This window comes from Methylobacterium sp. WL7, assembly GCF_008040085.1.
GTDB classification, from domain to species: domain Bacteria; phylum Pseudomonadota; class Alphaproteobacteria; order Rhizobiales; family Beijerinckiaceae; genus Methylobacterium; species Methylobacterium mesophilicum.
The window spans coordinates 1-26,229 of sequence record NZ_VRVG01000028.1 but is presented as its reverse complement, the minus strand read 5'-3'; the positions used below and the strand labels follow the sequence as shown (position 1 = coordinate 26,229).

The following is a 26,229-nucleotide window of genomic DNA, read 5'->3' as shown; positions in this document are numbered from 1 at the left end:
TCGCGCGCCTATCCTGGGGCCGCCGTAGCCCCGGTGCCCGGGCGCGGTCAAACCCGCCCCGGGATATCAAGCGGGCGGGCCGAGAGGAGCGACGACCCGATGAGCTACCGCGCCCCCGTTCCCGAGATGCTGTTCACCCTCCGGCACGTGGCCGGGCTGGACGGCGTCGACCCGGACGACGCCGAGGCGATCCTCACCGAGGCGGGGCGGATCGCCGGCCAGGTGCTCGCGCCGCTGAACCGGGTCGGCGACCGGCACGGCACCCCGTTCGCGGACGGATCGGTCACCACACCCCCCGGCTGGCGCGAGGCCTACCGCACCTTCACGGACGGGGGCTGGAACGGCCTCTCGGCCGAGGCCGACCATGGCGGCCAGGGCTTGCCGAAGCTGGTCGAGGCCGCCTGCACCGAGATGTGGAACGGCGCCAACCTCGCCTTCGGCCTCTGCCCGCTGCTGACCCAGGGCGGCATCGAGGCACTCGCGGCCCACGGCTCCGAGGACCTGAAGGCGCGCTACCTGGAAAAGCTCGTGACGGGCGAATGGCCCGCCACCATGAACCTGACCGAGCCGCAGGCGGGCTCGGACCTCGCCCTGCTGCGCAGCCGGGCCGAGCGCGCCGACGACGGCACCTACCGGATCACCGGCTCCAAGATCTACATCACCTACGGCGAGCACGACCTGGCGGACAACATCGTCCACCTCGTGCTGGCCCGCCTGCCCGACGCGCCGGCCGGCACCCGCGGCATCTCACTGTTCCTGGTGCCCAAGGTCCTGCCGGACGGGACCGTCAACGACCTGCGCTGCTCGGGCGTCGAGCACAAGCTCGGCATCCACGCCTCACCGACCTGCTCGATGGCGTTCGGCGATCACGGCGGCGCGGTCGGCTGGCTGATCGGGCAGGAGAACAAGGGCCTGGCCTGCATGTTCACGATGATGAACGCGGCCCGGCTCAATGTCGGCCTGCAGGGCGTCGGCGTCGCCGAAGCCGCGACCCAGCGGGCGCTCGCCTACGCGCAGGAGCGCCGGCAGGGCCGGGCGGTCGGGGCCGCCGAATCCACCAGCCCGATCGTCGCGCATCCGGACGTGCAGCGGATGCTGCTGACCATGAAGGCCTACACGGCGGCGGCGCGCGGGATCTGCTACCTCACGGCCGCCGCCCTCGACGCCTCCCGGGGCCCGGAGGGGCAGTCCGCCCTCGACCGGGCCTCCCTGCTGACCCCGGTGGCCAAGGCCTTCTCCACGGATCTCGCCAACGAGGTGACCTCGCTCGGCGTGCAGGTCCATGGCGGCATGGGCTTCGTCGAGGAGACCGGCGCGGCCCAGCTAATGCGGGATGCCCGCATCCTCGGCATCTACGAGGGCACCAACGGCATCCAGGCCATCGACCTCACCGCCCGCAAGCTGCCGCTGAACGGCGGCGCCACGGTGCGTTCGCAGATCGCCTGGATGCGCCGGGCCGCGGAGGGCCTGCTCAAGGCGGGCGATCCCGCCTTCGGCCACATGGCGGCGCGGCTGCGCGACGGGATCGGCAGCCTCGACCGGGCGACCAGCCACCAGCTCGCCGCCCTGACCTCCAACCGCCCGAATGCGGCGCTCGCCGGCGCGACCCCGTATCTCCGCCTGTTCGGCCTGGCGCTCGGCGGCGCCTGCCTCGCCCGCAGCGCGCTCGCGGCCGCCGCGGCCCTGAAGGCCGGCGAGACCGATCCGGCCCTGGCCGCCCGGATCGCCCTGGCCCGGTTCTACGCCGAGAATCTTCTGGTGGCTGCGGGCGGGCTGGAGCACTCCGTCGTGGAGGGCGGCGCCTTCACGGACGACGCCGCGCTGGCGCTGGCGGTTTGAGGGGGGCGGACATGGCCGACACGATCGCGATCACCGACGTCGAGGGCGGCGTCCGCCTGATCACCCTGAACCGCCCGGAGAAGAAGAACGCCCTCACGGGGGCGATGTACGACGCGATGCGCGCGGCCCTGGCGGAGGCGGATGCGTCCGACAGGATCGGCGCCGTGGTGTTCGCCGGGCAGCCCGGGATGTTCAGCGCCGGCAACGACCTCGCCGACTTCATGGGCGGCGCCGCGGGCGGCTTCAGCGCCTCGCCGGCCCTGGCCTTCATCCGCCAGCTCGCCCGGACCCGCACCCCGATGGTGGCGGCGATCGACGGGATCGCGGTCGGCATCGGGGCGACGCTCAGCCTGCATTGCGACCTCGTCTATGCCAGCCCGGCGGCGCGGCTGCGCATGCCCTTCGTGGAACTCGGGCTCGTGCCGGAGGCGGCGTCGAGCTACCTGCTGCCCCTGCGGGTCGGGCGGCTCAAGGCGACGGAGCTGCTGCTGCTCTCTCAGCCGCTCAATGCCGACGAGGCTTTGGCGCTGGGGCTCGTCAACGCGGTGCTGCCGGCCGACATGCTGCTGGACCAGGCCATCGCCCAGGCGGCCAAGCTCGCGGCCCTGCCGCGGGGCGCGCTGACGGCGTCCCGGGCGCTGATCCGCGGCGACCAGGCGCAGGTCGAGGCGGCCCTGGAGGCGGAGGCCCGGGCCTTCGACGCGCAGCTGCGCTCGCCCGAATCCCAGGAGCGGCTCGCGGCCTTCCTGACGCGAGCCAAGCCCGCCGCGTCGGCGTGACCACGCCCCCCGACCTGTCCCAGAAGATCTGCCTGGTGGCCGGCGCCTCCCGGGGCGTCGGCCGGGGCCTGGCCCGGGCCCTCGGCGAGGCCGGGGCCACCGTGATCGTCACCGCCCGCTCCAGCGAGACCGGTCCGCGCACCGAGATGCGGCCGGAATCGATCGAGGATACCGCCCGCCTGGTCGATGCGGCCGGCGGGCGCGGCCACCACTACCTCTGCGACCACCGCTCAGAGCGGGCCACGGATGAGCTGATCCATTGGGTGCTGCGCCGGTTCGGGCGGATCGATGTCGCGGCCTGCAGCGTCTGGGGCGGCAACGAGGGCTACGACGGCGAGCGCTACCCGGACGGGGCCGGCTGGGGCACGCCGTTCTGGCGCCGGTCGGCCGAACCGTATCTGGGGTTCCTCCAGGCCGGGCCGCTGCCGGCGCTGCTGCTCGCCCGCGCGGTCGCCCCGTCCATGGTGGCAGCGCGGACCGGCCTGATCGCGCTGGTCTCGTTCGGGACCGAGGAGTATCTCGGCGACGTGTTCTACGATTCCGCCAAGGCCGCCACCAACCGGCTGGCGCTCGCCTTCGGTCAGGACCTCGCGCCCTACGGCGTGACCGCGCTCGGCCTCTCGCCGGGCTTCGTCGCCACCGAGCGGGCCCTGGATCTCGGGCAGGACGAGCGGGCCACCGAGGGGCCGCTCTATGCCGGCCGGGCGCTCGCCGCCCTGGCGGCCGACCCGGACATCGCGGCCCGGGCCGGCGCGGTGCTGCACGCGGGCGACCTCGCCCGGATCTACGGCTTCACCGATGCCGACGGCACCCAGCCGGAGCGCTTCCGCGTCGGGCCCTGACCGCGCCCCGAAACCGGTTCGACCCGCCGCGGGAGCGAAAAACGGCCTTAATTCTCCCGCACGCTCGACCGTAATTGGCCGCGTGGGCACTTCGGTGTCCCGGCAGGCTCACTTCGGTGCGACGAGGAAAACAAGCATGTCGGATGCGAATACGGCCCCGCGCGTGCTGATGGTGTTCCCCAAGTTCTACGAGAACTCGATGTGGAACTTCAAGGAGGCCATGGAGCTGCAGGGCGCCCGCGCACCCGCGCCGCCCCTGGGCCTGATCACCCTCGCCGCGATGCTGCCGCCGGCCTGGCAGGTGAGTCTGATCAACCGCAACTGCGAAGACCTCACCGACGCGCAGATCCTGGCGGCCGACCTGGTGATGACCGGCGGCATGCTCCCCCAGGAGCCGGATTGCCTCGTCGTGATCGACAAATGCGCGGCGCTGGGCGTCCCGGTCTGCGTCGGCGGCCCGGCCCCGACCTCGACCCCGGAGATCTACGACAAGGCCGACTTCCTGGTTCTGGGCGAGGCCGAGGGCATCCTGGCCACCTTCGTGGAGGCCTGGGAATCCGGCGCCCGCCGCGGCCGGTTCACGGCGGAGAAGTTCAAGGCGGACGTCACGACCAGCCCGATCCCGCGCTTCGACCTTCTGACCTTCAGCCACTACCTGTATATCGGCGTCCAGTTCTCGCGCGGCTGCCCGTTCACCTGCGAGTTCTGCGACATCATCGAGTTGTACGGTCGCTCGCCGCGGACCAAGACCACCCCGCAGATGCTGGCCGAACTCGACCGGCTCTACAGCCTCGGCCATCGCGGCCATGTCGACTTCGTGGACGACAACCTGATCGGCAACAAGAAGGCGATCAAGCTGTTCCTGCCGCACCTGATCAAATGGCAGGAGGCGCACGGCTACCCGTTCAAGTTCTCCACCGAGGCCTCGCTGAACCTCGCGGACGACGACGAATTGCTCGGGATGATGCGGGACGCGAACTTCTTCGCCCTGTTCACCGGGATCGAGACGCCCGACGAGGCGACGCTGATCCAGACCCAGAAGAAGCAGAACACCAAGCGGTCGATCGCCGACAGCGTGCACAAGCTCTACGAGCACGGCATGTTCGTCACCGCCGGCTTCATCGTCGGCTTCGACACCGAGAAGGACAGCATAGCCAAGGCGATGTCCCTGTGCATCAGCCAGACCGGCATCCCGATTTCGATGGTCGGCCTGCTCTACGCGATGCCGAACACCCAGCTCTCGCGCCGCCTGCGCAAGGAGGGCCGCCTGTTCGAGAACTTCGCCTACACCACCGCCGAGCAGGGCGACCACTGCACGCAAGGGCTCAACTTCGTGACGCTGCGCCCGCAGCAGGACGTGCTGGCCGATTACCGGGATGTGCTAGCCGAGATCTACGACCCGCCGAACTTCTTCGAGCGCGTCCGAGAGATCTCCCGCCGGGTGAAGCGGCCCAAATTCGCGGCCCACAAGCTCGACTGGCGCCACGTCGCGCGCGACCTGGGGTCGCTGCTGCGGATCTGCTGGCGGATGACCGTGCGGCGGCCCGAACTGGCCAAGCACTTCTGGGGCGTGTTCCTGCAGACCGCCCGCCACAACCCGGCGGCCCTCGAGGCGGTGGTCACCAACATGGTGATCTACCTCCACGTCTACCCGTTCTCGCGCTACGTGATCCGCGAGATCAACGGCCGGATCGCCGAACTCGAAGCCGGCCGCTGGGTGTCGCCCCCGATCCTGGCGCCCGAAAAAGACAGCGGCGCCAAGGCCGCGCCGGTCGGCAAGGTGGTCGCCCGCGCCGAGGTCAAGCACCTCGCCGCGGTGGCCTGACCGGCCGCGCCGGCCTCACGCGGCGCGCACCGTCTGCAGGAAGGCGCCGATCTCCCGGCGCAGGGCCTCGGATTGCGCCGACAGGCCTTCGGCCGAGGCGAGCATCCGGGTGGCGGCCGTGCCGGTCTCGTCGGCGGCGCGGGCGACCGCGTCGATCGTGCCGGTGACCGAACCGGTCCCGGCGGCCGCGTCGGCGATGCTGCGGGCGATCTCCTGGGTCGCCGCGCCCTGCTGCTCGACTGCCGCCGCGATGGAGGTCGCCACCCCGTCGATCTCGCGGATCCGGCCGGTGATGCCGTCGATGGCGTCCACGGTCTGGCCGGTCGCGCCCTGGATCCGGCCGACCTGTCCGGTGATCTCGTCGGTCGCCCTGGCGGTCTGCGCGGCCAGGGCCTTCACCTCGGAGGCCACGACGGCGAAGCCCCGGCCGGCCTCGCCGGCCCGGGCCGCCTCGATCGTGGCGTTGAGCGCCAGCAGGTTGGTCTGGCCGGCGATGTCGGAGATCAGCCGCACCACGTCGCCGATCCGGCCCGCGGCCTCCCTCAGCTCCTGAACCAGGCCCGCGGTCCGGCCGGCCTGATCCACCGCGCCCCGGGCGAGGTCGGCGGAGCCGTCGACCTGCCGGCCGATCTCCTGCACCGAGGCACCGAGTTCCTCGGCCGCCACCGCCACCGTGCCGACATGGGCGGTCGCCTCCTGCGCGGCGCTCGCCACCGCGGCCGAGCGCTCGGCCGTGCGGGTCGCCGTGCTGGTCATGGCCTCGGCATTGGACCGGAGGTCCAGCGCCGCCTCCGTCACCGCCGCCAGCACGCCACCGATCGCGGCCTCGAAGCCGTCGGCCATCTCCTGGACGGCCCGCCGTCGCTGCGCCTCGGCGCCGGCCCGGGCGAGCGTCGTCTCCTGCTCCAGCGCGCGGCTATGGATCAGGTTGTCCTTGAACACCTGGACGGCCGCCGCCATCGCGCCGATCTCGTCCCGGCGGCCGGTGCCGGGGATCGCCACGGTGGCGTCGCCCTCGGCCAGGCGCCCCATGGCGCCGGTCATCCGCTGGATCGGGCGGGCGATGCCGAGCAGGGCGAACAGCATCGCCGCCGCCGCGACCGCCAGCGCCACCGCCGTGGCGACCAGGGCGGTGCGTTTGGCCGAGGTCGCGTTGTCGGCGGTGGCGGCGACGTTCCCGTCGGTCTGCGACCGGGCCAGCGCGATCGCCTCGGTGAGGCTGCCGACCGCCGCATCGTTCTGGGCGCCCGTCTCCGGGTCGAGGACGCGCTTGAGGGCGCCGTCCCTGTCGCCGGCGATCATCAGCTCGACCACCTGGAGCTGGATGTTCTGGTAGGCATTCCAGGCGCCGGTGAACCGCTCGTAGGTCTCGCGCGCCTTCGGGGTCGCGAGGCGGTTCTGGTAGGTCTGGCGCAGTTCGGACAACGCCCCGAGGCCGTCGGTCAGCGCGGTCTGGTTCTTGTCGAGGGTCGCGAAGTCAGGTGATCCAGCGACCAGCCGGTACAGCTTCAGCCGCACGTCGCGCACCGCCATGCCGATGGCCTCGGCCTCGTTCTGGGCCGGCAGCCAGACCTGCGAAACCTCCTTGGCGTCCTGCTCGATCTCGGACAAGCGGACGACGCTGACGACCCCCTGGCCCGCAGCCGCGAGGGCCAGCAGGCCGATGGCTCCGCAGAGGACGGTCTTCAGAGAGAATCGCATCGGGGCTTCCGTCGTCGCGGCCAGCCGCGCTTCCGGGTGCGATGATCTCCAGGATATCTCTTAACGTTTTATCTGCGGCTGGAGAATATTCGCGACTAAAGCCACTTCTTCCAGCGAAAGAAAACGTAGGGCAGGATGGCGGCAACGAACATCATCACCACGGCCATGGGGTAGCCGAACGGCAGTTCTAGTTCCGGCATCGACTTGAAATTCATGCCATAGATCGAGGCGATCAGCGTCGGCGGCATGAATACGACGGCCATGACCGAGAACAGCTTGATGATGTTGTTCTGCTCAAGGTTGACTAGTCCGAGCGTCGCATCGAGCAGAAATTGAATTTTCGTGGACAGGAAGGTCGCGTGCTCTTCCAGCGATTGAAGATCGCGCAGGGTCGAGCGGACATCCTCTCTGAGGTCGCGGGGCGCCTTGTTTGTCCGATAGGTCGCCGACAGCGAAAGCAGGATCCGCTCCATCGAGACCAGGCTCTCGCGCTGCTTCGAGATCAGGTCACCATGGCGTCCGAGCGCCCGCAGGGTATCCTGGAGGGCGGTGTTGCGGGCGGACGGGTCGTCCTGCACTTCGAAGATCTTGCCCGACAATCGGTCGATCCGCTCGCCCTGGAGCTGGAGCACGTCCGCGGCCCGGTCGATCACCGCCTCGATCAGACCGGCCAGGATGGCCTCGCCGGAGACCGCGGAGGCGCTGCCGTTCCCGGTCGTGCGGCCGGCCCGCTGGGTGTACATCCGGAAGGCCTGCGGCTCCTCGTGGCGCACGGTCACGAGCCGGCTGCCGCGCAGGATGAAGGTGATGCCGGCCAGCCCCGGCTCCTCGGCATCGCTGACCTTCGAGAGCACGCGGCCGGTCATGTAGCGGGCGCCCTCCTCGACGTAGAGCAGCTCCGACGGCTCGATGTCCTTCATCTCCTCGCGGGTCGGCACCTCGATGCCCGCGAAGGCCTCGACCTTGAGTTCCTCCTCGCGGCTCGGGCGGATCAGGTCGAGCCAGACGGTGTCCTCGGGGATCGTGTCCTGGAGATCGACGATTCGGCGCTCAAGCAGCGAGGATCCGGCGCCGGTCGAGGGCTGGTGGATGAAAATCACGACGGTGTCTCGGGTGCAAAACGGTCACTGGGCGGCGCCGGGTCCGATCCGCATCCGGCACGGCGGCTCCAAGCGCAAGCTGTGCCGTGGGTGTGGCGTTGTTTTCTGACGCTTCCGTGACATCGCGGCCCGCATCGACACTGCGGTGTCGTCAGGCCAGAAGGTCAGTTGCAGCCTTCGCAGACGCTGTCCTCGATCTTGTCGGTCAGGGCGCGCTCGCGCCGCTGCTCCCGCCGTGACGGGACCTCGCCCGCGCCCAGCGACGTACCCGGCGGCTTCGTCACGCCCAGGCTGTTGGTGTTCGGCGCCGTGATCGTCGATCGCGGCCCTCCGCCGGTGCCGGTCTCATCGGGGGCGCGCGGCTGAGCCGCCAGCGTGGCCGGCAAGACGAGGCTCAGCGCGGCGAGGCTCAGCGCTGCGAAGGCGAACAGGCGGATCGAGGCTGCGGTCATGACACCTCCAGTCATCGTGAGAAGGTCAGAATCTACAGCAAGTTGCAAGCCTGCAATCTGAAAGTCTTCACTGCGCAAGTCTTCGATGCGCAGCCTCCGCGCCGCAAGCCTCCCGATCTTGCGCGCCTCAGCGGCGGCGCGGGGCCTCGCGGCGGAACACGCCGACCATCTCGACATGGTCCGAATGCCGGAACTGATCGACCGGCGTCACCGATTCGAGCTGGAACCCGCCGGCCGTGAGCGTCGCCGCGTCCCTCGCGAAGGTGCCGGTATCGCAGGCCACGCCGATCGCCACCGGCACCCGCGAGGCGGCGATCTGCCGGGCCTGGGCCTCGGCGCCGGCCCGGGGCGGGTCGAACACGACCGCGTCGAACCCGTCGAGTTCCGTGGGCAGCAGCGGCCGGCGGAACAGGTCCCGGCGCTCCGTGGTGACCTGGCGCAGGCCCGTGGCGGCCCGGGCCGACCGGTCGAGGCCGCCGAGCGCCGCCGCATCCGCCTCGACGGCGTGGACCGCGGCTGTCCGCGCCATCGCCAGGGCGAGGGGCCCGCAGCCGGAGAACAGGTCGGCGACCCGCCGCGGACGGCGCCCCACGGCCGCCAGGCTCAGCGCGGTGAGGATGGCCTGCCCGGCCGAGGTCGCCTGCAGGAAGCCCCCGGGCGCTGGATAGAGGCGGCTCTCGGCGTCCGTGACCGAGACCGGCTCGGCCTCCATCAGGCGCTCGCCGTGGAGCGACAGCCGGACGAGGCCCAGTTCGCCCGCGATTCGCACCAGCGCGGAGGCGACGCCGCCGGTCACCGGTCCGTGGCCGCGCAGGTCGATGTCGAGGCCCTGGTCGGTGGCGGTCACGGCGACGTCCAGGGGTTTGCGGCCGTGGCCCAGCGGCGCCGCGAGCCGGCGCGCCACCGCGGGGGCCGGATGCAGGGCCGGCACCGTGATCGGGCAATGGTCGATCGGCACGAGGGCGTGGCTGCGCGCGGCCATCAGACCGGCCTCGCCTTGTCCGTCGATCTCCCGGACGTGCAGCGTGATGCGGCGGCGCCCGGCCCCGTGCGCGTCGATCGCGGCCCCCGGCTCGACGTCGAGACGGGCCTGCGACAGGGCCTGCGCGACGAGGCCGCGCTTCCAGGACAGCTCCGCGGCGGGCGCGAGATGCTGCGTCCGGCAGCCGCCGCAGCGCATGTAATAGGGGCAGAACGGCTCGACCCGGTCGGGGGAGGGCGTCTCGATGCCGAGCAGCTCGGCCCGCTTTCCCTCCCGGCGGATCGTCACGCGCTCCCCGGGCAGCGTATAGGGGACGAGGATCCCGTCCTCCGCGATGCCGTCGCCGCGGGCACCGAGGTCCCGGATCGTGACCGTTTCGCTCATGACAGGGTTGCGCCGATCAAAAATTCGGAATTGCCGTCGCCACCCGGCACGGGCGAATCGATCAGGCCCAGGATCGTCGCGCCGAGCCCCTCCAGCACGAGGCGGACGGAATCGCAGACCTCCGCGTGGACGGCCGGATCGCGCACGAGGCCGCCGCGCCCGACGCGCGCGCGCCCGGCCTCGAATTGCGGCTTGATCAGCGCGACGATCGCGGCGCCGGGGGCGAGCAGCGCCGGCAGGGCCGGCAGCACCAGCCGCAGGCCGATGAAGCTCACGTCGACGCTCGCCAGCACGGGCCGCGGGACGAGCCGCGCCGGATCGAGGGCGCGGATATCGGTGCCCTCCAGGCTGGTGACGCGGGGATCCGCGGCCAGCCGCGGATGCAGCTGCCCGCGGCCGACATCCACCGCGTGGACATGGGTGGCGCCGTGGGCGAGCAGCACGTCCGTGAAGCCGCCAGTCGAGGCGCCGACGTCGAGGCAGGCGAGGCGCGCCGGATCCAGCCGGAATGCGTCGAGCGCCGCCGCGAGCTTCAGTCCGCCCCGGGAGGCGTAAGGGTGCTCGGGGGCGGCCTCGATCCGCGCGCCCGGGGGGATCGCCTCCGAGGCCCGCGCCAGCGGCCGGCCGTCCACCCGCACCAGCCCGGCCCGGATCGCGGCCTGCGCCCGCGCGCGGCTCTCGAAATGGCCGTGCTCCACCAGGAACAGGTCGGCCCGCTTCGGCGCAGGCGCGCGGTGCGCGGGCGCTCCGCCTGCCGGTATGGGCCGTTCTCCGGTCATCAGGGCTTTACAGGCTCGCGTCAGGGATACGGCAAAGGTTTCGGGGGCCGGCCCTGTCGGAGGGGCGGCGTGCCCCCTACCTAGACCGGGCTGGAGAGGAGAGCCACCGTATGACACGCATCCTGCCGCTGCTCGCGCTGCTGGGACCTTTCGCGGCGAGCGGCGCCTTCGCCCAGGAGCCGGCAGCCCCCAAGCCGACCGAGACGTTCCAGGCGCCCGTCAAGAACGCCAAGGGCGACCCGATCGGCACGATCGCGATCCGCGACGGCGCCAACAGCCTCGTGCTGCGCGTCGCCATCCAGCCCGGCGGATTGCCGCCCGGCTGGCACGGCATGCATTTCCACGCGGTCGGCGATTGCTCGGATCCGAAGTTCCTGAATTCCAAGGCCCACGTGAACCACGACCAGAGCAAGCACGGCCTGCTCAATCCGGATGGACCCGACGAGGGCGACCTGCCGAACCTCTACGTGGCCCAGGACGGCTCGGGGAATGCCGAGGTGACCAGCGAGACGCCGCTCACCGGCGAGGGCGGCCTCAAGGACGGCGACGGCTCGGCGCTGATCATCCACGCCAACGAGGACGACCACACCACCCAGCCGATCGGCGGTGCCGGCGACCGGGTCGCCTGCGCGGTGATCAAGTAGACGTGATCAGGCGGCGTTGGGCGAGGGCACCAGGGGCGGGATCGGGCGCGGGCGCCCGGCCTCGTCGATCGCCACGAAGGTGAGGGTCGCCTGCGTCACCCGCTCGCGGACCTGGGTGCAGAACCGGCGGGCCCAGGCCTCGACCTCGATCTTCATCGAGGTCCGGCCGACATGCGAAACCCGGGTGTAGACGCACAGCACGTCGCCGACCCGGACCGGGCGGATGAAGGTCATCGCGTCGAGGGCCACGGTGACGACCCGGCCCTGGGCCCGGTCCACGCCGGCGATGCCGCCCGCCTGGTCCATCTGGGTCAGCACCCAGCCGCCGAAGATGTCGCCGTTGGCGTTGGTGTCGGCCGGCATCGCGATGGTCCGGACCGTCAGATCCCCCCGCGGCAGGTCCGCCTCGGGCGGCGGCGCCTGCTCACCTTCGAGGTTCGCGCGTGCGACGTGCTGCATGCCGTCCATCCGCCTGTCTCGCGCGCCGTCAGGAAAGGATGCCGGCGAGCTTGAGCCCGGCCGCCAGCAAGATGGCGGCTGCGCCCAGGATGCATTCGAACGGGATCGATTGCCAGAGGTCCGGCGTCGCGGCCGTGGGCTCGGCGCGCTGCGCGATATCGTTCATCGGGTTTCCTCCCGGGCAGGCCGATCTGTCGCCGGCGCGTCCCGTTCCTGCATTATACGGCATGAAGACCGGCCGCGCATCTCGAATCGGCGCATGAAAAAGCCCGGCGGCTCGTGGGAGCCGCCGGGCCTGTCAGCGTAGTGGACCGCTCAGTAGAAGAACCGGCGACGGTAGTACGGACGGCGGTAGAACGGGCGCGGGCCGTAATAGAACCGGCGGCGGTAGTACGGACGGCGGTAGAACGGCCGCGGGCCGTAGAACCGACGGCGGTAGTAGTACTGGGCCTTCTGGGCCACGGCCGGCGCGGCGTCGGCCGGCAGGGCGATGCCCGGACCGACCGGCGCGGCCGATGCGCCCTGCGGCGCCGCGGCCGCAAAGCCCAGCACCAGCAGGGCCGCGAGCAGGAATTTCCTCAGCACGTCTCGACTCCCTTCGCGTGATTGCGTCTTCGACGACGGACCGCACGCGGGACGAGAACCCGGTCGGCGGTCCGAAACGCTGCAACGCATGGGCGATGGGAAGCGTTGCAGCGTAACCACTACGGAGGTTCGGACAGGGTTTATTTTTGACCTCGCCGCCCCGGTCGGTCGTGGAGACGCAGCCTGCGCTCAGGCGATCTTGGTGGTCATGTCCTCGATGCGAGCCTCGGTGCTCTGGCGGACGAGGGCGATGCCGTGCTCGCAATCCTCGCGGCGCAGGTAGCCCTCGCCGGAATCCGCGATCACCTCGCCGTTGCGCGCGCGCAGGCGCCAGCGCCACTCGCCCTTGGCATCCCGATAGAGTTCGAACCGCATGGTGCAGCCTCTCGTCCGACGTGCCGGTGAGATGGGACACCCCGCGCAAAAAAGAAGCCGCCCCGGGAGGTTCCCCCGAAGCGGCGTCCGTACCAATCTGGAAGAATCCCGGTTTCAAAAGGTCGAGACCTTTTGCGGGTGCAGGGCAGAGCCCTGCGGATCTCTCGGGGGCTGCGCCCCCGAGCCCTCTCTTCAAGAGCGGGGCGACCGCTCCAGCCAGCCGATGGTGCGGCCTTCGCCGTTGCCGCCGCCGGCGCTGCGCGGGCGGGCATCGGCCCGCTGGGGCCGGCTGTCCCGCGCCGGTCGCGCCTGCTGCTGGGCCGGGCGCTCGCCCTGCGGACGGGCGGGCCGGTCCGAACGGGCCTCGCGTCCCTGCGGGGCGGGACCGCGACCGTCGCCGCGACCGCCTTCGGGGCGGCCCTGGCGCGGTGCACCCTGGCCCTGGCCGCCGCCGCCGCCGAAGCCGCGGCCGCCTTCCGGACGCCCCTGCTGGGGACGGCCCTGCTGCGGACGGGACCGCTGACCCGGACGGCCACCGGCCGGGCGCTGCTGCTGGCGCTCGGGCCGGCGCTCCTCCTCGCGGGCGATCTCGGCCGCCTCCTGACGGGACGGGGGCGAGAAGCCCTCGGGGAAGCCGGCGACCGGCACGCTCTGGCGGGTCAGCCGCTCGATGTCGCGCAGGTAGGCCCGCTCCTCGTCGTTGCAGAACGAGATCGCCAGACCGGTCGCCCCGGCGCGCGCGGTGCGGCCGATGCGGTGGACGTAGCTCTCCGGCACGTTCGGCAGGTCGAAGTTGACCACGTGGCTGACGCCGTCGACGTCGATGCCGCGGGCCGCGATGTCGGTGGCCACCAGAACCCGGCAATCGCCGTCCCGGAAGGCCTGGAGCGCCCGCTCGCGCTGCGGCTGGCTCTTGTTGCCGTGGATCGCGGCGCCGGCGATGCCGGCCTTGTCGAGGCCGCGCACGACCCGGTCCGCGCCATGCTTGGTGCGGGTGAAGACCAGGACGCGGTCGATGGCCGGATCTCGCAGGATGTGGGCGAGCAGCGCCTGCTTCGCGCCGGTATGGGCGAAGATGACCGTCTGCTCGACGCGCTCGGCCGTGGTGGCGACCGGGGTCACGGCGACCTGCACCGGATCCTTCAGGTACTGGCTGGCGAGCCCGGCGATGTTCTTCGGCATGGTCGCCGAGAAGAACAGGCTCTGGCGCTGGGCCGGCAGCAGCTTCACGATGCGCTTGAGGGCGTGGATGAAGCCGAGGTCGAGCATCTGGTCGGCCTCGTCGAGGACCAGGATCTCGACGCCCTCGAGGGTCAGCGAGCGGCGCTCGATCAGGTCGATCAGGCGGCCCGGGGTGGCGACCAGGATGTCGACGCCCGGGGCCAGCGCCCGCTCTTGGCGGCTGATGGTGACGCCGCCGAACACCACCGTGGTGGTGTAGGACAGGTGGCGCCCGTAATCCGAGAAGGACTCGGCGATCTGGTTGGCGAGCTCGCGGGTCGGCGAGAGCACCAGCACCCGGCAGCCGCGGCGCGGGGCCCGGCGGTCCGAGAGCGAGAGGCGGTGCAGGATCGGCAGCGCGAAGGCCGCGGTCTTGCCGGTGCCGGTCTGGGCGATGCCGCAGAGGTCACGGCCCTCCATGGCCGGCGGGATCGCCTGGGCCTGGATCGGGGTCGGCGTGACGTAGCCAGCCTCGCCGAGCGCCCGCAGCACGGGCTGGGCAAGGCCGAAATCGGTGAATTGGGTCAAAGAGATATCCGATGCAGCAGGGCCGGCCGGGCGCTTCGCGTTCGTTGCGAGCAGCGCAGAGATCTGGTCGGTCCGTTGGCAGGGGGCAGCCCGCGTGATGGGGCGGCCCGGGTGCATGCACGTTATGAAGAGGGGGGCCGGATCACGCCGGAAGGCGCCCGATCCGTCACGCAACCCCCTCAAGCGGGCCTGACGGCCGCTGACGCTGCACCGCCGATATGCGGGTGTGCGCCTGCGAAGTCAATGCACAGCTGTGCCCGGCAGGACATGGCTCCGATCGCGTGGGTGCACGGCTCCGGCGATGCGTCTCCGTCCACGACGTCCTGACGACGGGCGCTGGCCGGTGTGGTCGATATCTCCGCGAAGGCTGAGGATCTGGCGATGCGGTTCGTGACCGACGCGGAGGTGGCCGCCGACGGCCGGATGGTTTTGCCCCAATCCGTGCGCGACGCTTTGGGTCTCACGGGGGAGAGCCGCCTCGTCGTGACGGTCGATGGCGATGAGGTGCGCCTCGTACCGGTCGGCCGCGCGGCGTCGAAGCTTCAGGCTCTGTACCGCGAGAATGTCCGGCAGGATGCCGATTCCTCCGCCTTCCTGAGAGAGCGCCGCGCCGAGGCGAACGGCCAGGATCCGGTTGCGTGAGCGCCGTCGTCCTGAACTGATCTGTCTTAGGCCGCCAGCCGCCGCGTCTGGCGGTAGAGGCCCGCCGTCAGACCCGCGAACAGCACCAGGCCGCCGATCAGCGCCGGGCCGCCAAAACCGTCGCCCATCAGCGCCAGGGCGCCATCGTCGCCCGACACGTAGACGATGATCGCGAAGGCGACGCCCCAGAGACTCTCGCCGACGATCAGGCCCGTCGCCGTGAGGGTGCCGAGCCGGACCGCCCGTTCCGGATCGGCCTGGCGGCGCGCCCAGCGCTCGTAGACCGTGCCGATCACCGCGCCCGCCACCAGGGGCAGGATCAGCTTCATGGACAGGTAGATCCCGAAGGCAGTGGCCAGCGGGGGCAGGCGCAGGCGCTTCAGGCGGCCGAGGGTCTCGTCCAGGGCGATCAGCCCCACGCCCGCGGCCGCGCCCCAGCCCAGCATCCGCCAATTGCCCTCGCCGGACAGCACGCCCTTGGCCAGGGTCGAGATCAGGCCGGCCTGCGGCGCGGCCAGCGCGTTCGGCCCGGCCCCGGGCGTCCCGACGAAGCCGAAGCTCGTCGCCAGCACGTTGAGCACCGGCGGGATGATCGCCGACCCGAACACCACGCCGACGACCAGGGCCGCCTGCTGCTTCCACGGCGTCGCCCCGACGAGCTGGCCGGTCTTGAGATCCTGCAGGTTGTCGTTCGCGATGGCGCAGATGCTGAACACGATGCCGGTGACGGTCAGCACGTAGGCGACGAGCGCCCCGCCGCTCTGCGCATCCCCGTCGCGGCCGAGCAGGCCCAGCAGCATCGCCGAACTCGCCAGCGCGGCCAGGATGCCGATTCCCGACAGGGGCGAGTTGGACGAACCGATCAGCCCGGCCATGTAGCCGGTCACCGCGGCCACCACGAGCCCGATCACCAGGACGAACAGCAGGCCGCCCGCGACCAGCAGGACGCCGTGGCGCTCCAGGCTCGTGCCGGCGAGGACGTCCCACAGCAGCCAACCGATCGGCAGCAGAAGGCTCGCCGAGACCAGGAGGACGACCGCGATCGGCAGGTCGCGCTCCTCGAGCGCCAGCGTCGCGCCGGCCTGGCGCGCCCGCCCGGTCGCGAAGGCCGAGCGGATGCCGCCCAGCACCGGGCGGGCGATCCGGATCAGCGTCCAGAGCGCGGCCACGCCCATCACGCCGGCCCCGAAGAACCGCACTTCCTGCCGGAACGCCGCGCCGACCCAGGCCTCGACGCTTGCGTCCGGCATCGGCTGCTGCGCGGTCAGGATCGGGACCAGCACGGCCCAGCCGATCATCAGCCCGAGCGCCATCGCGGCCCCCACCGACAGGCCGACCAGATGGCCGACGCCCAGCAGCGCGAAGGACAGGTTGCCGGCGATCCCGGTCGCCCCCGCGCCGACGCGGAACCAGAGCGCGGCGCTGTCGAGCACCAGCCGGGTCTGCGCCAGCACCGCGAAGCCGGCCGAGGCCAGGCTGTTCCAGACCAGGATGCGCAGGCCCAGCGCGCTGTCTGCCTGCCCGGCGGCGCCCTGGGTGCCGAGCGCCAGCACCTCCGCGGCGGCCCGCCCCTCCGGATAGGGCAGGTCCGAATCGACCACGAGGGCGCGGCGCAGCGGCACGGACAGCATCACGCCCAGGATCCCGCCCGTGGCGGTGATCCCCGCGGTGGTGAGCCACGGGAATCCGTGCCACCAGCCGATCATCACCAGGCCCGGCAGCACGAAGATGATCGCCGAGAGCGTGCCGGCCGCCGAGGCGACGGTCTGGACGATGTTGTTCTCCAGCACCGTGGCGCCGGGGAGGTGGCGCAGCGCCGCCATGGAGATGACCGCGGCCGGGATCGATGTGGCGAAGGTCAGCCCGACCTTGAGGCCGAGATAGACGTTGGCGGCGGTGAACAGCAGCGTCAGCGCCGCGCCGAGCAGGAGGCCGCGCCAGGTCAGTTCGGCCGGTTGGGCGCCGCTGGACATGCGAATCGGGTTCCGGAAGCCAAGACGCCGATTTTATCGGTAGGCGATTGAAAGATGCAAATGTCCTTCCCATGACCGGCCAAGAACTCATGCACGATCAATATGATTGTCTTGTCGGAAAAAATCGAAACACGATGACGAAAAACCGAATTTGTGGTTCCGGTGTTGGACGATCGATATTTTATACGGTCGAGAATAGATGTAGCACGCGAACGCTCCGCGCGCTGGATGTGATCGGAGCGGTTTGGTAACGTCGAGCCATGCAGATCGATGAAGAGCGCATTGACGACGCCGTGCTCGCCCTTCTGTGGCTGACGCTCCACAACGAATGTCGGGCCTGGAAAGGGTTCGATTGGGAGGCCCTCGGCCGCCTGCACGCGAAGGGGCTGATCGACGATCCGGTCGGCCGGGCCAAGTCGGTGGTGCTGACCGAGGAAGGCCTGCGTCGATCCGAGGCGCTGTTCGAAGCGCTGTTCACCCGCAAGGAATGACCAGCTCGCCTCGGCGGCCGCGCGCAGACATGCGCCAGGCGGCTTGCCGCAAACCGAGTATCGGGGCGAATCAACGGCTGAAGCCGTGGTGCCGGCCTGAGGCCGAGCGATCAGCTGTCAGAGGGAAAACACCACAACGAACGTGTGGTGCGGCCAAGAGGACTCGAACCTCCACCCCTCGCGGGACTAGCACCTCAAGCTAGCGCGTCTACCAATTCCGCCATGGCCGCATCGGACGCGAAGATCCGCCCGTTCGCCCGACCGATGCGACCTCCGGGGAAACCCTCGGGCCGCCGTCATGTCGGGCGGCGCAGCGGATAACAGATCGATCCGCCTCCGACAAGCGTCACGCTCAAACGGACGCGTAGTTGTCGTCCAGGAACGGCGTCGCGCTGTCGCCGATCGTGGTGCCGGGCTCGATGATCGCGGCGGCCTTGCGGATCAGCTCCGTGATCTCGACGGAGATGCGGTCGCCGGTGACCACGATCTGGCCGCGGGCGATCGGGTGGTCGTTGGCCAGGATCTCGACCATGTCGCTGTCGCTGGCCTCAAGCTCGATCACCGCGCCGCGGCCCATGCGCAGCAGCATGTGCAGCGGCATCCGGGCCCGGCCCAGCACCACCGTCAGATCGACCTTCAGGGTCTCGAAGACCGCCACCGCGCGCCCATCCCGTCTCGCCGCCGACCCGATGCACCCAAAACTTGCAACCGCCGGCCGCGGATGTTGAAGGCTTCGACCATCGACGCAGGATGGTGAACCCTTGGTAAACGCGCCCCGCCTCACGGTCTCGCCCCATGCCTTCCCGGCGCGCCCCGGCTCGGATCCGGTGGGCTGGCGCGTGAGCGACGCGCCCGTGGGCTACGCGGACGCGGTGGCCTGGATGGAGGCGCGCGTCGAGCGGATCGCCCGGGGCGCGGCGCCCGAATGCGTCTGGCTGCTCGAACACCCGCCGCTCTACACCGCCGGCACCTCGGCGCGGTCCGAGGACCTCGTGGCGCCCGATCGGTTCCCGGTCCACGTCACGGGCCGGGGCGGCCAGTACACCTATCACGGCCCGGGCCAGCGGGTCGCCTACGTGATGCTGGACCTCGACCGCCGGAGCCGGGACCTGCGCGCCTACGTGGCGAGCCTGGAGGGCTGGCTGATCGAGACCCTGGCGGCCTTCAACGTCCGGGCCGAGCGCCGGGAGGACCGGGTCGGCGTCTGGGTGCGCCGCCCCGAGAAGGGCTCCGGAGTGGAGGACAAGATCGCGGCCATCGGCATCCGGGTGCGCCGCTGGGTCAGCTTCCACGGGATCAGCCTGAACGTCGAGCCGGACCTGTCACATTTCGCCGGCATCGTGCCCTGCGGCGTGCGCGAGCACGGGGTGACGAGCCTGGTCGATCTCGGCCTGCCGGTGAGCCTGGCGGAGGTCGACATGCAGCTGCGCGCGGCGTTCGAAGAGATTTTCGGGGCCACGGTGAGCGAGGCGCCGGAGAATCCGTGATCCGAAAGGGCATCGGCATTCGGTCGGCGGAACCGGCCTCGGCGATGAGCGGAGCGCTTCGCCCATGCGCCGCCAGATTGGACCCTTGCGTCCACACAGACCGCGCGCACATGATGGTGCATGTCGCACGCTCCTCCGAAAGAACCACGGTCGTCAGAGGCTGCGCCGGCGCCGAGCAACAACCTGTTGCTCAGGCAGATGGATGGCCTGCGTCGTGACATGCGTGAGTTGATGGAGCGCGAGGCCCGCACGATCGAGCTAATGAACCGCATCGCCGTGCGGATGGATGAAGGCTTCACCCGTATCCGCGACGACATGGCCTATATCCGGCGTGACGTCGGTGAGATGCGCGGCGATCTGCTGACGATGGAGAACCGCGTTTTGGACGCGATCACCGAAGTCCGGTTCATGGCCGCGCGCGTGGACGAAGCCGAGGCCGAGCTGCGGCAGGCGGTGGAAGGATCGCCGCCGGTCCCCTGACAACCGACGATCAGAAATCCGCGTGCAGCCGCGACGCGAAGAAGTGCGCCGGCCCGCGGTCGCGGTTGTAGCCGGGGTTGTTCACGAACTGGTAGTCGAAGGTCAGGGTCACGAACTTCGTCAGGTTCAGGGCGTAGTAGGTCTCGATCGCCCGCTCGCTGCCGTAGTTGAGCCGCCCGTCGCCGACCAGCAGGCCGTAATAGCCGGCCGCGAAGGCGGCGCGGTGCGAGGGTGAGAGCCGGTTCATCGCCGTGCCGATGGCGACCGTGTCGTCCGGCCGGTCCCAGGCCTTGCCCTTCAACGACAGGCCGCCGGAGAAGCTCTGGTCGATGTCGGTGAAGGAGATGTTCTCCGTGCGCCCGTCGTTCAGGCTGGCCCGGGCGAACAGGCCGAGTTCGGGCGTCAGCGCCTGCTCGAGGTTGATGTAGCCGCCGGTCTTCCGACGCGGCTTGCGGGTCGCGAGGGCGGCATCGCTGCCGTTGTCGAACAGGCCGAGCTGCGTGAGGGTGACCAGCTCCCGGTTGTTGGCCGAGACCCCGACATTCGAGAACAGGCCGATGCGGATCTTGCCGGGCTGCTCCAGCCACGGGAGCACGTGGCGCTCCTCGAACTCGGCGTTCAGGCCGGCGCGCCGGAACACCCGTGGGTCGAGCACGTCGCTGGACGGCTCCTTGGGCACCTGCGTGTAGGCCGCGCGGATCGCGAACTCCGGCCGGTTGTATTCGGCGTAGACCCCTTGCGTGAAGCCCGGGAGGTTGGCCGGGAAGTCCCAGGCCGAGGCCCCCCACAGCGACCAGTTGAAGAAGTCGACCCGCGGGTCGTGGGCGTAGACGTTGCCGTCGAAGAAGTCGCCCAGCGCGAACTTGCCGGCGATCAGGGTGATCCGCTCCGCATCGTACCGGGTGGCGACCTGGTTCGGCCCGTCCGGCACCTCCACGGTCTCGCCGCCGAGCCCGATCGTCTGCTTCACGTAATAGCGGTTCGAGCGCAGCTTCGGGAACGGGGCGCCGGCCTTCTGCGCCTCGCCGTTGACGAAGCCCGCGACGCCCAGCGTCCGCGACAGGCCGAAGCCCTGGCTGAACTCGGCGTTGTAGTAGAGCTCGGTGCTGTCGGTGAGCTTGAGCCCGAGGAAGATGGTGGCCGTGGTGGTCTGCCGGGCCTGGTGCGGGATCAGGCTCTGCGCGCCCTCGTAGGGCGAGCGGAAGCCCGGCACCCCCTGGGCGATCAGCGTCGTCTGCCCGTGCAGCGAGAAGCGCCCGGTCTCGCCGTTGTCGGGGTCGTGCGGGGCGGTCTCGTCCGGATCGGGCGGAGCCTTCAGGCCGCCCGGGAACCACATCAGCCGCGCGAACAGCTGGTTCGAGGTGAAGCTCGCCCGGGACGTGACCGGACCGCCGTCGTCCCCCGGCACGCTGCCCAGCGAGAAGCGCCGGCTGCCGCCGAGGTCGATGTAGCGGTAGTCGATCCCCAGGGCGAGCGAGTCGCTGATCGCGTACTGGATGCCCGCGCCCAGGGTGAAGCCGAGATACCCGAGTTCGCGCCGCGCCGTGTTCTGGCCGCCCGCGTCGAGGTCCGGATAGTTCGCCAGGAACCGCGCGTTGGCGCCGGCGAGCCCGAACGATCCGTAGATCAGGTAGCGGTCGAAGCTGTAGCCGATCCGGGCCCGGAGGGTGCCGTAGAGGTCGGTCTTGGCGCGCACGATGTTGAAGGGCTGGTCGGCATCCTCGTAGCCGAAGCCCGTGATGGTCGAGGGCACCGGCCGCTTCAGGTTCGCCACGTCGAGGGTCGCCTCGGCTCCGTAGACCCAGGGGCCGGTCTGCCAGTTCCAGCCGCCGAACAGGCCCCCGACCGCCGTGGTGGCGTTGCGGCCCTGGTCGCTGCGCCCGGTGGAATCGCCGCTCTTGAACGCCGGCACCGCGCGGTTCCCGATCGCCGTCGGACCGAAATTATAGGCGCCGTAGGACCCGCCCGCGCTGCCCTGGAGGCCGATATAGCCCCCCGACCAGTCGGTGTAGGCGGGGAGGTCGGGCACCGGGCGCCGCCCGGCGGGGTCGGCCGCGGCCGCCGGAACGGACGCGATCAGGGGCCCCACCAGGACGAGGGTGGCGGCACGGAGGAGGGGCACGGGACGGGACGGCATCGGACTCGCAGACAAGGTATAGCACTTGCTATAATAGGGTTCGCGGACACGCAAGCCGTTTCGGATCGCCTCGAACACGGGCCACATCGTTTCTCGTCCCGGGTCGCATTGTCGATGCCGTGCATGGCAGTGCCGTGACGATCTCCACATCTCTCCGGGGGTCAAGATACGCGCGGACACAGCCGGCGGAATAACTTCGATCCGCCCGCAGAAACTCGATACGTCTTCAGGTAAAGACCAAGAACTATCATTCGCCGGCGCTGTAATGGTGTCAGATTAGAATTGTTATCATTTGATCTGTGCCGGTTTGCCTCTTTGAAACTCCCCGCGGGAGCGTTATGTGCATCGCTATGCGCGCTTCGACTCTCTTTCCGATTCTCCGCGGCCTGGCTGCGGGTGCCCTCCTGGCGACGGCGGGGGCCGCCGCGGCCAAGGAGGTGCCGATCGGTCCGCATGTGACCAAGAACGGCCTCGAGGTCGCCGCCGTCTACCTGCAGCCGATCGAGATGGACCCGCCCGGCATGATGCGCGACGCCGCGCAGTCGGACCTGCATCTCGAGACCGACATCCGCGCCGCAAAGGACAACCGGAACGGCTTCGCGGAGGGCGACTGGGTGCCCGCCCTCGAAGTCCGGTTCGAGGCGGTGAAGCTCGACGGCGACAAGCCCACCGACCAGAAGGTCTCGGGCGCGCTCATGCCGATGGTCGCCAACGACGGCCCGCATTACGGCGACAACGTCAAGCTGTTCGGCCCCGGCCGCTACCGCCTGAAGGTCACGGTGGCGCCCCCCGGCAAGGACAGTCACTTCGGCCGCCACGTCGACAAGGAGACCGGGGTCGGCCCTTGGTTCGAGCCCTTCGACGTGACCCAGGACTTCACCTTCGCCGGCGTCGGCAAAAAGGGCGCCTACTGAGAAGACGGGCGCCTCCTGAACCGCAAGGATATCCGTGTCACGCTCGTCGCGCCCCGTCCGATTCGCCGCCGCGTTCCTGGCCGTCTCCTGCGCGGGCTTCTCCGCGCGCGCCGAGGACATGCCGGTCATCAAGGTGGAGATGCGCGACGGCGTGATCCTGCCGGCGACCATCGAAGTTCCGGCCAACACCCGGTTCAAGCTGGAGATCTCGAATACCGGGCAGTCGCCGGTGGAGTTCGAGAGCACGGAACTCAAGCGCGAGAAGGCGCTGGCGGCCGGCTCGACCTCGTCGATCGTGTTCCGCACCCTCGATCCCGGCACCTACCAGGTGTTCGACGACTTCCATCCCGAGGCGAAGGCCACCCTGGTGGCCAAGTGAGCGGGTCTCGACGGTGACTGCCCCGACCTTCCTCGCCGACGCGCCCGCGCGCCGGGACCTGCTCGACGAGCGGCTCGCCCGCTTCGGCGACTGGCTGCGGCAGCACGGCTGGATGATCCGGGCCGTGCAGTGGGTGATCGTCGGAATCTACGGGGTGCTGGTGATCGTGCCCGCGCTGCTGCCGCTACCCGGCAACACCGCGCATATCTGGACCAACCTGACGCTGGCCGCGCAATTCGCGTTCTGGGGCATCTGGTGGCCGTTCGTGCTCCTGAGCATGGTGCTGGTCGGCCGGGCCTGGTGCGGCGTGCTCTGCCCCGAGGGCGCCTTGAGCGAGTTCGCCAGCCGCTGGAGCCGGGGCTACGCCGTGCCGCGCTGGATCACCTGGCAGGGCTGGCCGTTCCTGGCGTTTGCCGGCACCACCGTCTACGGGCAGATGACCAGCGTCTACGGCTACCCGAAGCCGGTGCTGGCGGTGCTCGGCGGCTCGACCGTCGCGGCGATCGTCGTGGGCCTGCTCTACGGCCGCAACAAGCGGGTCTGGTGCCGCTATCTCTGCCCGGTCAACGGCGTCTTCGCGGTGCTCTCGAAGCTGGCGCCGGTGAGCTTTCAGGTCGACCGCGCCGCCTGGGCCGCCTCGCCCAAGCCCGTGCAGGGCACCGAGACCTTCAACTGCGCCCCGCTGGTGCCGGTCAAGGCGATGCGCGGCTCGGGCTCCTGCCACATGTGCGGGCGCTGCAGCGGCCATCGCGGCGCGGTGCGCCTGGCCCTGCGCTCGCCCAACCACGAGATCGTCCACGTCGCCGGGAACGAGCCGAGCCTGGAACAGACCGTGCTGATCCTGTTCGGCATGCTGGCTCTGGCGGTGGGCGCGTTCCAATGGTCGTCGAGCCCCTGGTTCGTCGAGGCCAAGCAGATCGCCGCCACCTGGCTGATCGAGCACGGCATCACCTGGCCGCTGGAGATGTCGGCGCCGTGGTTCGTCCTGACGAACTACCCCGACCACAGCGACGTCATGACCCTCCTCGACGGCGGGTTGCTCCTGGCCTACATCGGCGCCGCGACGGTGATCCTCGGGCTCGCCGTGTCGGGAATCGTGGCGCTCGCGACCCTGGCGCTCGGCGGATGGTCGCTCCGGCGCTTCCATCACCTGACGCAGACGCTGATCCCGGTGGCGGGCTGCGGCGTCTTCCTGGGCCTCTCGGCGCTGACCGTCACGTTCCTGCGCGGCGACGGCATCGTGATCCCGTACGTGTCGGAAATCCGGGCCGCCATGCTGACCGGCGCCGGCCTGTGGAGCGTGTGGCTCGCCTGGCGGGTCGCCGGCCTCGGGGCGGGCGGCCTTCAGCGGGCCGCGGCCACGGCCTGCATCGCCTCCGCGGTGACCCTCTCGGTCGCCAACTGGGTGCTCCTGTTCTGGGTCTGGTAGCGCGGTCCGCGTTCAACTGAGGAAACGCCATGATCGGCGCCTTCATCATCGCCTTCCGCGAAGTCATCGAGGCGGGCCTGATCATCTCGATCGTGCTGGCGGCCACGCGGGGCATCCCGGGCCGCATGCGCTGGGTCCTGCTCGGTGTCGTCGGCGGCCTCGCCGGGGCCGGCCTCGTGGCGCTGTTCGCGGAGAAGATCTCCGACGCCTTCGAGGGCAGCGGCCAGGACATCCTGAACGCCGCGGTGCTGATCGTCGCGGTGCTGCTGCTGATCTGGCACAACACCTGGATGAGCAAGCACGGGAAGGAGCTCGCGGGCGAATTGCGGGCGGCCGGCGCAGCGGTGCGCTCGGGCGAGCGCGAGGCGGCCGCACTGTCGATCGTCGTCGGCGCCGCGATCCTGCGCGAGGGCGCGGAGCTGGTGCTGTTCCTCTACGGCCTCGTGGCGTCGGGCACCTCGGGTGCGGACATCCAGTTCGGCGCGTTCGCGGGCATCGGCGCCGGGATCCTCCTCTCCGCGGTGACCTATCTCGGCCTCGCCGCGATCCCGAGCCGCTACGTGTTCTCGATCACCAGCGTGCTGATCATCTTCCTGGCCGCGGGCCTCGCCGCGCAGGCGGCCCAGTTCCTGGCCAATGCCGGGGTGGTCGATGTGCTCGGCCAGACCTTGTGGAACAGCTCCGGGGTGATCGCGGAGAATTCCTGGCCGGGCCGGGTGCTGCACGCGCTCGTCGGCTATACCGACCGGCCCACCGCCCTGCAGGGGCTGGTCTATCTCGGCACCATCGCGGTGATGGTCGGGCTGATGCAGTGGAGTTCCGCCGACAAGCGCCGGACGGTGCGCACCGCCTGAGGTCCGGGTTCCCAAAGGGCTCAGCCCTTTGGCGGGTCGTCAGGGCGGAGCCCTGATGATGGACCAGGGCTCCGCCCTGGACCCGCAAAAGGTCCCGACCTTTCGAAACCGCGATCAGGCGCCCGTCGCGACCGGGCGCGCCGTGTCCGCACCCCATTCGGACCAGGAGCCGTCGTAGAGGCCACGGGCGGGCTGGCCCAGGGTCTCCAGCGCCAGCGCGATGATCGCCGCGGTCACGCCGGAACCGCAGGTGGTCACGATCGGCCGGTCGGGATCGATGCCGGCCTCCGCGAACACGTTCTCCAACTCCTCCGGGCTCTTCAGCCGGCCGTCCCGTTGAAGCGACGCGTAGTGCAGGTTGTGTGCGCCGGGCATGTGCCCGGGCCGTACGCCCGGCCGCGGCTCCGGCTCCTCGCCGCGGAAGCGGGTGGCCGAGCGGGCGTCGACCACCTGGGCCGAGCCGGTCTCCAGGGCCCGGGCGACGTCGTTGGCGTCCGCCACGGCGCCGTGGTCGAGCCGGGCGGTGAAGTGGCGCCGCTCGCGCGGGGCCGGGTCGCCGTCCTCGGTGGCGTAGCCCGCGGCGGTCCAGGCCGGCAGGCCGCCATCCAGCACCAGCGCGTCGCGCACCCCGTAGGTCTTGAGCATCCACCAGACCCGCGGCGCCGAGAACAGGCCCTGGCCGTCATAGACGACGATCTGCATGCCGTCGCCGACCCCCAGCGCCCGCATCCGCGAGGCGAACACGTCGGAGCGCGGCAGCATGTGCGGCAGGCTCGATTCGGTGTCGCTCATGGCGTCGAGGTCGAAGCGCAGAGCCCCCGGGATGTGCGCGGCCCGATACTCGGCCTCGGCGTCGCGACCGGCGGCGGGCAGGTACCACGAGGCGTCGAGCACCACGATGTCGGGCGCCGCGAGGCGGTCGTGCAGCCATTCGGGGGTGACGAGGGG

27 protein-coding genes and 1 tRNA gene are annotated in these 26,229 nt (G+C 70.7%); 13 read left to right on the top strand and 15 right to left on the bottom strand.

What is annotated here, in order from left to right:
* The first annotated feature begins 99 nt into the window (after positions 1-99).
* From FV233_RS10215 to FV233_RS10200, 4 genes are all read left to right on the top strand, one after another.
* Positions 100-1,839, top strand: coding sequence for an acyl-CoA dehydrogenase (locus FV233_RS10215; RefSeq protein WP_147897401.1), 1,740 nt, complete (start codon positions 100-102; stop codon positions 1,837-1,839).
* 11 nt (positions 1,840-1,850) lie between these two features.
* Complete coding sequence (locus tag FV233_RS10210) at positions 1,851-2,618, top strand: enoyl-CoA hydratase-related protein (protein WP_147897400.1); 768 nt, start codon at positions 1,851-1,853, stop codon at positions 2,616-2,618.
* 35 nt (positions 2,619-2,653) lie between these two features.
* Entirely contained in the window at positions 2,654-3,460 is an 807-nt protein-coding gene (locus FV233_RS10205) for an SDR family NAD(P)-dependent oxidoreductase (protein WP_147897411.1), read from the top strand.
* Between the two features lie 136 nt (positions 3,461-3,596).
* Positions 3,597-5,285 carry a B12-binding domain-containing radical SAM protein gene (locus FV233_RS10200; RefSeq protein WP_147857246.1) on the top strand — a complete coding sequence of 563 codons (1,689 nt, stop codon included), beginning with the start codon at positions 3,597-3,599 and terminating at the stop codon, positions 5,283-5,285.
* 15 nt (positions 5,286-5,300) lie between these two features.
* On the opposite strand, the gene FV233_RS10195 is transcribed toward FV233_RS10200, so the two are convergent.
* The 5 genes from FV233_RS10195 to FV233_RS10175 form a co-directional block, all read right to left on the bottom strand.
* Positions 5,301-6,986: a methyl-accepting chemotaxis protein gene (locus tag FV233_RS10195; protein WP_147897399.1), complete on the bottom strand. Its 1,686-nt coding sequence runs from the start codon at positions 6,984-6,986 to the stop codon at positions 5,301-5,303.
* A 95-nt stretch (positions 6,987-7,081) separates the two neighbouring features.
* Positions 7,082-8,086: a magnesium transporter CorA family protein gene (locus FV233_RS10190; protein ID WP_147853632.1), complete on the bottom strand. Its 1,005-nt coding sequence runs from the start codon at positions 8,084-8,086 to the stop codon at positions 7,082-7,084.
* A gap of 164 nt (positions 8,087-8,250) precedes the next feature.
* Positions 8,251-8,538: a hypothetical protein gene (locus FV233_RS10185; RefSeq protein WP_147853631.1), complete on the bottom strand. Its 288-nt coding sequence runs from the start codon at positions 8,536-8,538 to the stop codon at positions 8,251-8,253.
* A 127-nt stretch (positions 8,539-8,665) separates the two neighbouring features.
* Positions 8,666-9,904, bottom strand: a complete 1,239-nt coding sequence (locus tag FV233_RS10180; RefSeq protein WP_147897398.1) for a class I SAM-dependent RNA methyltransferase — start codon at positions 9,902-9,904, stop codon at positions 8,666-8,668.
* A complete protein-coding gene (locus FV233_RS10175; RefSeq protein WP_238260068.1) occupies positions 9,901-10,683 on the bottom strand; it encodes a TlyA family RNA methyltransferase in 783 nt (260 codons plus the stop codon). Before FV233_RS10175 ends, FV233_RS10180 begins: the two co-directional genes overlap by 4 nt.
* Positions 10,684-10,793: 110 nt before the next feature.
* On the opposite strand from FV233_RS10175, the gene FV233_RS10170 reads away from it, so the two are divergent.
* Positions 10,794-11,327 (top strand): superoxide dismutase family protein, encoded by a 534-nt coding sequence (locus FV233_RS10170; protein ID WP_147897397.1) that lies wholly within the window; start codon positions 10,794-10,796, stop codon positions 11,325-11,327.
* A 6-nt stretch (positions 11,328-11,333) separates the two neighbouring features.
* Here the strand turns inward: FV233_RS10170 and FV233_RS10165 are convergent, their stop codons facing one another.
* The 5 genes from FV233_RS10165 to FV233_RS10150 all read right to left on the bottom strand — a co-directional run bounded on the left by FV233_RS10165 (position 11,334) and on the right by FV233_RS10150 (position 14,495).
* Positions 11,334-11,786: an acyl-CoA thioesterase gene (locus FV233_RS10165; RefSeq protein WP_187278086.1), complete on the bottom strand. Its 453-nt coding sequence runs from the start codon at positions 11,784-11,786 to the stop codon at positions 11,334-11,336.
* Between the two features lie 28 nt (positions 11,787-11,814).
* Positions 11,815-11,952 carry a hypothetical protein gene (locus FV233_RS30225; RefSeq protein ID WP_187193523.1) on the bottom strand — a complete coding sequence of 46 codons (138 nt, stop codon included), beginning with the start codon at positions 11,950-11,952 and terminating at the stop codon, positions 11,815-11,817.
* A 149-nt stretch (positions 11,953-12,101) separates the two neighbouring features.
* Complete coding sequence (locus FV233_RS10160) at positions 12,102-12,371, bottom strand: hypothetical protein (protein ID WP_007566004.1); 270 nt, start codon at positions 12,369-12,371, stop codon at positions 12,102-12,104.
* Positions 12,372-12,560: 189 nt separating this feature from the next.
* On the bottom strand, positions 12,561-12,746 hold the full coding sequence (locus FV233_RS10155; protein ID WP_147857947.1) for a DUF1508 domain-containing protein: 186 nt from the start codon (positions 12,744-12,746) through the stop codon (positions 12,561-12,563).
* A 192-nt stretch (positions 12,747-12,938) separates the two neighbouring features.
* Positions 12,939-14,495, bottom strand: coding sequence for a DEAD/DEAH box helicase (locus FV233_RS10150; RefSeq protein WP_147897396.1), 1,557 nt, complete (start codon positions 14,493-14,495; stop codon positions 12,939-12,941).
* Between the two features lie 390 nt (positions 14,496-14,885).
* Between FV233_RS10150 and FV233_RS10145 the strand changes: the two genes are divergently transcribed.
* Positions 14,886-15,137 (top strand): AbrB/MazE/SpoVT family DNA-binding domain-containing protein, encoded by a 252-nt coding sequence (locus FV233_RS10145; protein ID WP_210249481.1) that lies wholly within the window; start codon positions 14,886-14,888, stop codon positions 15,135-15,137.
* A gap of 26 nt (positions 15,138-15,163) precedes the next feature.
* Here the strand turns inward: FV233_RS10145 and FV233_RS10140 are convergent, their stop codons facing one another.
* A complete protein-coding gene (locus FV233_RS10140) occupies positions 15,164-17,110 on the bottom strand; it encodes an oligopeptide transporter, OPT family (RefSeq protein WP_147897394.1) in 1,947 nt (648 codons plus the stop codon).
* A 260-nt stretch (positions 17,111-17,370) separates the two neighbouring features.
* On the opposite strand from FV233_RS10140, the gene FV233_RS10135 reads away from it, so the two are divergent.
* Positions 17,371-17,601, top strand: coding sequence for a DUF6429 family protein (locus FV233_RS10135; RefSeq protein WP_147854233.1), 231 nt, complete (start codon positions 17,371-17,373; stop codon positions 17,599-17,601).
* 145 nt (positions 17,602-17,746) lie between these two features.
* Here the strand turns inward: FV233_RS10135 and FV233_RS10130 are convergent.
* Together FV233_RS10130 and FV233_RS10125 are read right to left on the bottom strand one after the other, a co-directional pair.
* Positions 17,747-17,831, bottom strand: a tRNA-Leu gene (locus FV233_RS10130).
* Between the two features lie 122 nt (positions 17,832-17,953).
* Entirely contained in the window at positions 17,954-18,259 is a 306-nt protein-coding gene (locus FV233_RS10125; protein WP_147897393.1) for a FliM/FliN family flagellar motor switch protein, read from the bottom strand.
* Positions 18,260-18,362: 103 nt separating this feature from the next.
* Between FV233_RS10125 and lipB the strand changes: the two genes are divergently transcribed.
* Positions 18,363-19,088: a lipoyl(octanoyl) transferase LipB gene (lipB, locus tag FV233_RS10120; RefSeq protein WP_147897392.1), complete on the top strand. Its 726-nt coding sequence runs from the start codon at positions 18,363-18,365 to the stop codon at positions 19,086-19,088.
* Positions 19,089-19,307: 219 nt separating this feature from the next.
* On the top strand, positions 19,308-19,568 hold the full coding sequence (locus tag FV233_RS10115) for a hypothetical protein (RefSeq protein ID WP_187278085.1): 261 nt from the start codon (positions 19,308-19,310) through the stop codon (positions 19,566-19,568).
* Positions 19,569-19,578: 10 nt separating this feature from the next.
* On the opposite strand, the gene FV233_RS10110 is transcribed toward FV233_RS10115, so the two are convergent.
* Positions 19,579-21,705: a carbohydrate porin gene (locus FV233_RS10110; RefSeq protein ID WP_147897390.1), complete on the bottom strand. Its 2,127-nt coding sequence runs from the start codon at positions 21,703-21,705 to the stop codon at positions 19,579-19,581.
* A 350-nt stretch (positions 21,706-22,055) separates the two neighbouring features.
* Here FV233_RS10110 and FV233_RS10105 point away from each other — a divergent pair, with 350 nt between their 5' ends.
* The 4 genes from FV233_RS10105 (at position 22,056) to FV233_RS10090 (ending at position 25,281) form a co-directional block, all read left to right on the top strand.
* Complete coding sequence (locus FV233_RS10105) at positions 22,056-22,619, top strand: iron transporter (protein ID WP_210247790.1); 564 nt, start codon at positions 22,056-22,058, stop codon at positions 22,617-22,619.
* A gap of 76 nt (positions 22,620-22,695) precedes the next feature.
* The gene (locus FV233_RS10100) at positions 22,696-22,998 is read left to right on the top strand and encodes a cupredoxin domain-containing protein (protein ID WP_246689952.1); all 303 of its coding nucleotides are present in this window, start codon (positions 22,696-22,698) and stop codon (positions 22,996-22,998) included.
* Positions 22,999-23,011: 13 nt separating this feature from the next.
* Positions 23,012-24,427 carry a 4Fe-4S binding protein gene (locus FV233_RS10095; RefSeq protein WP_147854224.1) on the top strand — a complete coding sequence of 472 codons (1,416 nt, stop codon included), beginning with the start codon at positions 23,012-23,014 and terminating at the stop codon, positions 24,425-24,427.
* Positions 24,428-24,456: 29 nt separating this feature from the next.
* A complete protein-coding gene (locus FV233_RS10090; RefSeq protein ID WP_147854223.1) occupies positions 24,457-25,281 on the top strand; it encodes an FTR1 family protein in 825 nt (274 codons plus the stop codon).
* 114 nt (positions 25,282-25,395) lie between these two features.
* Here FV233_RS10090 and sseA read toward each other — a convergent pair.
* Positions 25,396-26,229, bottom strand: an 834-nt coding sequence (sseA, locus tag FV233_RS10085) for a 3-mercaptopyruvate sulfurtransferase (protein ID WP_147897388.1), incomplete at its 5' end; no start/stop codon positions are given.

Excerpts from the sequence above, each read along its gene's own strand:
- FV233_RS10215 (WP_147897401.1), top strand. The coding sequence starts at position 100 with ATGAGCTACCGCGCCCCCGTTCCCGAGATGCTGTTCACCCTCCGGCAC.
- FV233_RS10210 (WP_147897400.1), top strand. The coding sequence starts at position 1,851 with ATGGCCGACACGATCGCGATCACCGACGTCGAGGGCGGCGTCCGCCTG.
- FV233_RS10200 (WP_147857246.1), top strand. The coding sequence starts at position 3,597 with ATGTCGGATGCGAATACGGCCCCGCGCGTGCTGATGGTGTTCCCCAAG.
- FV233_RS10195 (WP_147897399.1), bottom strand. The coding sequence starts at position 6,986 with ATGCGATTCTCTCTGAAGACCGTCCTCTGCGGAGCCATCGGCCTGCTG.
- FV233_RS10185 (WP_147853631.1), bottom strand. The coding sequence starts at position 8,538 with ATGACCGCAGCCTCGATCCGCCTGTTCGCCTTCGCAGCGCTGAGCCTC.
- FV233_RS10180 (WP_147897398.1), bottom strand. The coding sequence starts at position 9,904 with ATGAGCGAAACGGTCACGATCCGGGACCTCGGTGCCCGCGGCGACGGC.
- FV233_RS10175 (WP_238260068.1), bottom strand. The coding sequence starts at position 10,683 with ATGACCGGAGAACGGCCCATACCGGCAGGCGGAGCGCCCGCGCACCGC.
- FV233_RS10170 (WP_147897397.1), top strand. The coding sequence starts at position 10,794 with ATGACACGCATCCTGCCGCTGCTCGCGCTGCTGGGACCTTTCGCGGCG.
- FV233_RS10165 (WP_187278086.1), bottom strand. The coding sequence starts at position 11,786 with ATGCAGCACGTCGCACGCGCGAACCTCGAAGGTGAGCAGGCGCCGCCG.
- FV233_RS30225 (WP_187193523.1), bottom strand. The coding sequence starts at position 11,952 with ATGAACGATATCGCGCAGCGCGCCGAGCCCACGGCCGCGACGCCGGAC.
- FV233_RS10155 (WP_147857947.1), bottom strand. The coding sequence starts at position 12,746 with ATGCGGTTCGAACTCTATCGGGATGCCAAGGGCGAGTGGCGCTGGCGC.
- FV233_RS10140 (WP_147897394.1), bottom strand. The coding sequence starts at position 17,110 with ATGTCCAGCGGCGCCCAACCGGCCGAACTGACCTGGCGCGGCCTCCTG.
- FV233_RS10135 (WP_147854233.1), top strand. The coding sequence starts at position 17,371 with ATGCAGATCGATGAAGAGCGCATTGACGACGCCGTGCTCGCCCTTCTG.
- FV233_RS10115 (WP_187278085.1), top strand. The coding sequence starts at position 19,308 with ATGCGTGAGTTGATGGAGCGCGAGGCCCGCACGATCGAGCTAATGAAC.
- FV233_RS10110 (WP_147897390.1), bottom strand. The coding sequence starts at position 21,705 with ATGCCGTCCCGTCCCGTGCCCCTCCTCCGTGCCGCCACCCTCGTCCTG.
- FV233_RS10105 (WP_210247790.1), top strand. The coding sequence starts at position 22,056 with ATGCGCGCTTCGACTCTCTTTCCGATTCTCCGCGGCCTGGCTGCGGGT.
- FV233_RS10090 (WP_147854223.1), top strand. The coding sequence starts at position 24,457 with ATGATCGGCGCCTTCATCATCGCCTTCCGCGAAGTCATCGAGGCGGGC.